Source organism: Actinomyces sp. ICM39 (genome assembly GCF_000282935.1).
Taxonomy (GTDB): Bacteria; Actinomycetota; Actinomycetes; order Actinomycetales; family Actinomycetaceae; genus Pauljensenia; species Pauljensenia odontolytica_B.
This window is the reverse complement of sequence record NZ_ALCB01000142.1, coordinates 1-6,975: the sequence shown is the minus strand read 5'-3', so window position 1 is coordinate 6,975 and position 6,975 is coordinate 1. Positions and strand designations below refer to the sequence as shown.

The window sequence follows — 6,975 nt, the reverse complement described above, 5'->3', positions numbered from 1 at the left end:
TGCAGGCCCGTCGGCACCCTCCACACTGGTGGCGCGGTGTGTGTTGGCTGACAGGCCCTCCTACCGCACCCGGGAGCAGCAGTAGGCCCTCCGGGCCTTGGTGTACCCTCTGCCTGGGCTTATCCGGATAGGTTGCGCGCATCTGGATAGGTTATGCGCATCCGGATAGGTTATGCGCATCCGGATAGGTTATTAAGCTATCCGGATGTTCGGTTCCTATCCGGATGTTCCTTACCTATCCGGATGTGTATGGGTGGCCGGGGCTACAACTTCATATGCGGGTGGAACCGCGTTGAGTCTTGTTGCTCAGTGGTGTCATGCTCACGGTCTGGTCTTGCGTGGGGTATGGGAACGGTCGTGCGCATGGTTCCTTGGAAATGTCGCACGTAATTCCCCCGTGACTACTCCAAAGCTTGAAATCATAGCGTTGGAATTGCAACGTTTTGAGCAGTTCTCGAAAAATGACCGAGGGAAATTATGTGCGACTTTTGTTTGGTGAGGCCGGGCGATTGCTCTGTGAGCGCGCTCTGATCCCGCTGTGGTCCAGCAGATCCTCACGCCGGTGGCGAATGGTCTGCAGTGCGCGGTGTACTGGCGCGGCCTCGTCGATAGAAGACAGACTGTGGCGGCGTTTCGATGAAATGTGACGCATTAAACGTGAGCGAACCGACAGGGACCCTGACTACCGCCGACGGGCGTGAATGCCGTAGAGTAGTTCCTTGGGCGTATCTGCATCCGGCATTCGTCGGTGCACTATGCCTAGCGGCATCCGCCGCAACCTATCCGAGACATGTAGAGGATAAACGGAGGATATGGCGAAGAAAGACGGCGTCATTGAGATGGAAGGCACGGTCGTTGAGGCCCTGCCTAACGCGATGTTCCGTGTGGAACTGAAGAATGGCCACGTGGTTCTCGGCCACATTGCGGGAAAGATGCGTCAGCACTACATCCGCATCCTGCCCGAGGATCGAGTTGTCGTCGAGCTGAGCCCCTACGACCTCTCCCGAGGCCGTATCGTCTACCGCTACAAGTGACCCGACACGAACTGCCCGACGGGCAGTGGAGGTAACAACCATGAAGGTCAAGCCGAGTGTCAAGAAGATCTGTGACAAGTGCAAGGTGATTCGTCGCCACGGCAACGTCATGGTCATCTGCGACAACCCCAGGCACAAGCAGCGCCAGGGCTGAGACCCGCTGCGACCCGCGGGGCACCAAGCCCCACAGCATCACTCTAAGCACCCACCCGTGGGTGACCCTCGGTTCGGAGGCCGAGGCCGGGCTGCTCGCCCGGACTGAGCGATGACGACCTCCGATGAACAACTGGAGCAACATCACCATGGCACGTATTGCCGGCGTCGACCTCCCCCGCGAGAAGCGGCTCGAGATCGCGCTCACATACATCTACGGAGTCGGCCGCACCCGCGCGGCAGAGACCCTCGCCGCCACCGGCGTCAGCCCGGACACTCGCGTGAAGGACGCGACGGAAGAGGAACTCGTTAAGCTTCGTGACTACATTGAGGCAAACTTCAAGGTTGAGGGTGACCTCCGCCGTGAGGTTCAGGCCGACATTCGTCGCAAGATCGAAATCGGTTCGTACCAGGGCCTTCGTCACCGTCGTGGCCTGCCGGTCCACGGTCAGCGCACCAAGACCAACGCGCGTACCCGCAAGGGCCCCAAGCGCACCGTTGCAGGCAAGAAGAAGGCCAAGTAAGGCCTAGGAGAGCGCATCCCCTCGGGGTAGCTTTCCGCGACAAGAAGGAACTGAACCAGAAATGGCAGCAGCAAAGACCTCGCGCTCGGGCGGTGCCCGCAAGCCGCGTCGCAAGATTTCGAAGAACGTCACCAACGGCCACGCCTACATCAAGTCGACGTTCAACAACACCATCGTTTCCCTCACGGACCCCACGGGCGCGGTTGTCGCCTGGGCGTCCTCCGGCCAGGTTGGCTTCAAGGGTTCGCGTAAGTCCACCCCCTTCGCCGCGCAGCTCGCGGCCGAGGCTGCGGCTCGTCGCGCCCAGGAGCACGGCATGAAGAAGGTTGACGTTTTCGTGAAGGGTCCCGGCTCCGGCCGTGAGACCGCGATCCGTTCCCTCCAGGCCGCCGGCCTCGAGATCGGTTCGATCCAGGACGTCACGCCTCAGGCCTTCAACGGCACCCGCCCGCCGAAGCGCCGCCGCGGCTGACTTGTGGACGGGAGGGCTTTGCCCTCCCCACGTCTGAACCTTCGGGTTCTTACTCCCTTAGCCTGCTTCAGCAGGTTCCCATATCCGGTGTCATATAGCGGGCACCGGCCAGAAAGGAATAGACGTGCTCATTGCAGAGCGACCCATCCTGACCGAAGAAAAGGTCAGCGACCTGCGCTCCCGTTTCACCCTGGAGCCCCTCGAGCCCGGGTTCGGCTACACGCTGGGTAACTCCCTGCGTCGTACCCTCCTGTCCTCGATCCCGGGTGCAGCGGTGACGTCCATCCGTATTGATGGCGTCCCCCACGAGTTCCGCACGATCGAAGGTGTGAAGGAAGATGTCGCTGAGATCATCCTGAACATCAAGCAGATCGTCCTGTCCAGCGAGAACGACGAGCCTGTCGTCATGTACCTGCGGAAGGCTGGCCCCGGCGAGGTTCTCGCCGGCGACATCACGCCTCCCGCCGGCGTGGAGATCCACAACCCCGATCTGCACCTTGCCACCCTCAACGAGAAGGGCAAGCTGGAGATCGAGCTGACCGTCGAGCGTGGCCGTGGCTACGTGTCGGCCGCTCAGAACAAGGATCCGCAGGCCGAGATCTCTCGCATTCCGATTGATTCGATCTACTCGCCCGTCGTCAAGGTGACCTACAAGGTCGAAGCGACGCGTGTTGAGCAGCGCACCGACTTCGATCGCCTCGTCATCGACGTGGAGACCAAGCCGGCGATCACCCCGCGCGATGCCCTGGCCTCGGCCGGCAAGACGCTGGTGGAGCTGTTCGGCCTCATGCGTGAACTGAACGAGGAAGCAGAAGGCATCGAGGTGGGTCCGTCCACCACCGACGCCACCCTCGCAGCCGATCTGGCTCTCCCGATCGAGAACCTGAACCTGCAGTCGCGTTCCTACAACGCGCTGCGTCGCCGCGGCATTCTGACCGTCGGCGAGCTGGTTGCTCACTCGGAGGCCGACCTGCTCGACATCCGCAACTTCGGCACCAAGTCGATCGAAGAGATCAAGGAGTCCCTGGCGGCCCTTGGTATGACGCTGAAGGACTCGGTTATGCCGAGCTTCGGCGACTCGGAGTCCGCCGCGATCTTTTCGGACGACCAGTCCATCTGACCCCGTGCGTCCGATGGACGCATTGAATCCGTAGGAGAAACTCATGCCCACCCCCAAGAAGGGTGCTCGTCTGGGCGGTAGCCCGGCACACCAGAAGCTGATCCTGTCGAACCTGGCAGCTCAGCTCATCGAACACCGTGCGATCACGACGACCGAGGCCAAGGCTAAGGCCCTGCGCCCCTACGTCGAGAAGCTCATCACCAAGGCCAAGCGTGGCGACCAGCACGCCCGCCGCACGGTCATGAAGAAGATCCCCAACAAGGGCACCGTCGCGATCCTCTTCGAGGAGCTCGTTCCCGCGATGGATTCCGAGCGCGCCGGCGGCTACACCCGCCTCATCCGCGTCGGCAACCGCAAGGGCGACAACGCTCCCCTGATGCGCATTGAGCTCGTCATGGAGAAGGTCGAGAAGAAGGCCGTCGTGAAGGCTGCTGAGAAGACCGCCGCCAAGGCCGTCGCCGAAGAGGCCGAGAAGGCTGCCGAGGCTGCCGCCGAGCGCGCCGAAGAGGCTCGCGAGGAAGGCGATCTCGCCAAGGCCAACGAGGCCGAGGAAATCGCCGAGGAGGCCGGCAAGGCTGCAGACGCCGCCGAGCAGGTCGCCGACGAGAAGTGACCGTGAGTCACTGATCAACTCGAGCACTGGGCCGGACATTCCGTAAGGAGTGTCCGGCCCTTGCCGTATCCGGTAGCCTGAAGCCATGACTCGTGAGATGACGTTGGCGATTGACTGCGGCGGCGGTGGCATTAAGGGCTCCGTCGTGGATGAGCGCGGCACCATGATGGCCCCGCCTCGCAGGGTTCCGACCCCGTATCCCCTACCTCCCGAGCTTCTCGTGGAAACCGTTATTGGCCTCGCGCGTGAGCTTCCCACGGCGACGCGAGTGACGATGGGTATGCCGGGCATGATCCGCCACGGTGTTGTCATCGCGACCCCTCACTACATCACCCGCGATGGGCCGCGCTCGCGCGTGCTGCCCGAGCTGGTCGAGCGGTGGGACCACTTTGACATGGGCCGCGCGATCGAAGGGGCCCTCGGCCTGCCCACCAAGGTCTTGAACGACGCGGAGGTTGCCGGCGCTGGGGCCATTACGGGGCGCGGTCTCGAAATGATCATCACCCTGGGAACAGGCCTCGGTAACGCGGTGTTTGACGGCGGCCAGCTGGCACCCCACGTCGAGGTCTCTCAGGGACCTGTTCGCTGGGGCCTGACATACGACGACTACATCGGCGAGCACGAGCGCCTGCGTCTGGGCGACGTTCATTGGTCGCGCCGTGTCCGTCGCGTCGTGGATGGCCTGCGCCCCATGTACATGTGGGACCGCCTCTACTTGGGCGGCGGCAACTCCAAGCGCATCACGGCCTCGAACCTGCGCCTCATGGGCGATGACGTCATCGTCGTGCCCAACGACGCTGGCATCATCGGCGGAGTTCGGGCGTGGGAGCTGTGAGCGCGCGGCGCCTGCGCCTCGACCTGGGCTACGACGGCACCGACTTTCGTGGCTGGGCCGCTCAGCCGGGCCTGCGTACCGTCCAGGGTGAGGTCGAGGCAGCGCTGGCCATGGCCTCGCGTGAAGAAATCACGACGACGGTCGCCGGTCGTACCGACGCGGGGGTTCATGCGCGTCACCAGGTCTGTCACGCGGACATTTCCGAGGCCGCCTGGGCGCGACTGTCGCCCAGGGGAGGGGAGTCCGACGAACAGGCCGTGGCCTCGGCGATTGTCCGCCGACTCAACAAGATTCTCTCCGGCCGCTACGGCGAACGCGCTCGTGGCCGCGACCTTGCTGCTGCGCGCGGGACCTGCGACGTGCGCATCTACTCGGCCGTCATCGTCGACCGCAGTTTCGACGCGCGTTTCTCCGCCCTCGGCCGCTCCTACGCCTACCGGGTCTCCGATCGCCCCGAGCCCCTCGGGCGCTGGGATCGCCTCTGGGTCGAAGAGCCCCTCGACGAGGCTGCCATGAACGAGGCAGGGGCTGCCCTCCTCGGGGAACACGACTTCCTCGGGTTCTGTCGTCCGCGCGAGGGGGCCACGACGATCCGGACCCTGCGTACCCTGCGCTCCGCGCGTGACGCCGAGGGAACCCTCGTCTTCCGAGTCGAGGCGGATGCGTTCTGCCACTCGATGGTCCGCTCCCTGGTGGGGGCGCTGCTCCTGGTGGGCTCGGGCGCACGCGACGTCGACTACCCTACGCAGATCCTGCGGGCCCGGTCCCGCTCCGAGGCAGCGCCGATCGCCCCCGCACACGGACTCACCCTTGAGGGTGTGGCGTATCCTGATCCCTCGCAGTGGGGCGCGCGGGCCGAGCAGGCTCGGGCCAGGCGCGACACATGCTGCGGCGACGACGGCTGAGGAATGTGACACAGTATTCGCCGCGCTTTGACCGCCGGGCTGAGCGCAGATAATATGGCTAGTGCTGTGCGTCAGCAGAGTACCTAGTGTCTCCCACTCGCTAGGAGCGCTCGCCGACGCCTCGCGCGAACCGTTTCATCGCGGATGCCCCCGGAAAAACCGGCGCGGCGTCCCATGACCAACAAGAATTGAAGGTTACGCCCGTGCGCACCTATTCACCCAAGCCTGGGGACGCGGACAAGAAGTGGTACGTCATTGACGCCACCGATGTCGTCCTCGGTCGCCTGGCAGCCCAGACCGCTGCCCTCCTCCGTGGGAAGCACAAGCCGACGTTCGCCCCTCACATGGACATGGGCGACTACGTCATCATCATCAACGCGGACAAGGTCGCTCTGACCGGCAAGAAGCTCGACCAGAAGATGGCCTACCGTCACTCCGGTCGTCCCGGTGGCCTGACCGCGACCGCTTACCGTGACCTCCTCGCCGCGACGCCTGAGCGCGCCGTCGAGAAGGCCGTTAAGGGCATGCTTCCTCACAACTCCCTCGGCCGCGCGCAGTTCAAGAAGCTGCACGTTTACGCTGGCCCGGAGCACCCCCACGCCGGCCAGTCGCCGGTTCCCTACGAACTGACCCAGGTGGCTCAGTGACCTCTGGTCGCTGAACGCCTTTGACCCTGAGGAGAACCGTGGCTGAGACCATCGTTTCCGCTGAGCTGGACGAGGAAGTCGTCCCCAGCTCCTACACGTCCGAGACCGAGTCGGCTCCCGCCGGCGCCGGTCAGTCCATCACCGCGCCCGGCGCGGGCCTGGGCCGCCGCAAGGAGGCCGTCGCCCGCGTTCGCCTGGTCCCCGGCTCCGGCAAGTGGACCATCAACGGTCGCACCCTTGAGGACTACTTCCCCAACAAGCTGCACCAGCAGCTGGTGAAGTCCCCCTTCGTGCTGCTCGACATTGACGGCCGCTTCGACGTCATCGCCCGCATCAACGGCGGCGGCGTTTCCGGCCAGGCCGGCGCCCTGCGCCTCGGCGTGTCGCGCGCCCTCAACGAGATCGACCGCGACGCGAACCGTCCGGCCCTCAAGAAGGCTGGCTTCCTGACCCGCGATGCCCGCGCCACCGAGCGTAAGAAGGCAGGCCTCAAGAAGGCCCGCAAGGCTTCGCAGTTCTCGAAGCGCTGATTTCACTCAGCACATTTTCTGTTGGCCGCGTCCCGCTCCTGCGGGGCGCGGCCTTCGTATGCTCTCCTGCGCGTACCGCGATGTGGGGTTATAGGACACTAGGCCTTGCTTGCGGCCCCACGGGTGTTGCGGGCGTCGGAGG

At 64.3% G+C, this 6,975-nt stretch carries 10 protein-coding genes; all 10 read left to right on the top strand.

The genetic code is table 11. The annotated features are described in order from the left end of the window. Window positions 1-812 precede the first annotated feature (812 nt). The 10 genes from infA to rpsI all read left to right on the top strand — a co-directional run bounded on the left by infA (window position 813) and on the right by rpsI (window position 6,833). Window positions 813-1,034, top strand: coding sequence for a translation initiation factor IF-1 (gene infA / locus HMPREF1137_RS09375; protein WP_003790580.1), 222 nt, complete (start codon window positions 813-815; stop codon window positions 1,032-1,034). A gap of 40 nt (window positions 1,035-1,074) precedes the next feature. Continuing rightward, window positions 1,075-1,188: a 50S ribosomal protein L36 gene (rpmJ, locus tag HMPREF1137_RS09370; RefSeq protein WP_003790577.1), complete on the top strand. Its 114-nt coding sequence runs from the start codon at window positions 1,075-1,077 to the stop codon at window positions 1,186-1,188. 148 nt (window positions 1,189-1,336) lie between these two features. Beyond that, complete coding sequence (gene rpsM, locus HMPREF1137_RS09365) at window positions 1,337-1,711, top strand: 30S ribosomal protein S13 (RefSeq protein ID WP_005872704.1); 375 nt, start codon at window positions 1,337-1,339, stop codon at window positions 1,709-1,711. A gap of 61 nt (window positions 1,712-1,772) precedes the next feature. Next, complete coding sequence (gene rpsK / locus HMPREF1137_RS09360) at window positions 1,773-2,183, top strand: 30S ribosomal protein S11 (protein ID WP_003790556.1); 411 nt, start codon at window positions 1,773-1,775, stop codon at window positions 2,181-2,183. 124 nt (window positions 2,184-2,307) lie between these two features. Next, window positions 2,308-3,303, top strand: coding sequence for a DNA-directed RNA polymerase subunit alpha (locus HMPREF1137_RS09355; RefSeq protein WP_009054765.1), 996 nt, complete (start codon window positions 2,308-2,310; stop codon window positions 3,301-3,303). A 43-nt stretch (window positions 3,304-3,346) separates the two neighbouring features. Further along, window positions 3,347-3,916, top strand: a complete 570-nt coding sequence (rplQ, locus tag HMPREF1137_RS09350; RefSeq protein ID WP_009054767.1) for a 50S ribosomal protein L17 — start codon at window positions 3,347-3,349, stop codon at window positions 3,914-3,916. Window positions 3,917-4,001: 85 nt separating this feature from the next. Next, complete coding sequence (locus HMPREF1137_RS09345) at window positions 4,002-4,751, top strand: ROK family protein (RefSeq protein WP_034497671.1); 750 nt, start codon at window positions 4,002-4,004, stop codon at window positions 4,749-4,751. After that, window positions 4,748-5,656, top strand: a complete 909-nt coding sequence (locus HMPREF1137_RS09340; protein WP_009054752.1) for a tRNA pseudouridine synthase A — start codon at window positions 4,748-4,750, stop codon at window positions 5,654-5,656. Before HMPREF1137_RS09345 ends, HMPREF1137_RS09340 begins: the two co-directional genes overlap by 4 nt. Before the next feature lie 203 nt (window positions 5,657-5,859). Then, the gene (gene rplM / locus HMPREF1137_RS09335) at window positions 5,860-6,303 is read left to right on the top strand and encodes a 50S ribosomal protein L13 (protein WP_009054754.1); all 444 of its coding nucleotides are present in this window, start codon (window positions 5,860-5,862) and stop codon (window positions 6,301-6,303) included. 38 nt (window positions 6,304-6,341) lie between these two features. Then, complete coding sequence (gene rpsI / locus HMPREF1137_RS09330) at window positions 6,342-6,833, top strand: 30S ribosomal protein S9 (protein WP_009054763.1); 492 nt, start codon at window positions 6,342-6,344, stop codon at window positions 6,831-6,833. Window positions 6,834-6,975 lie beyond the last annotated feature (142 nt).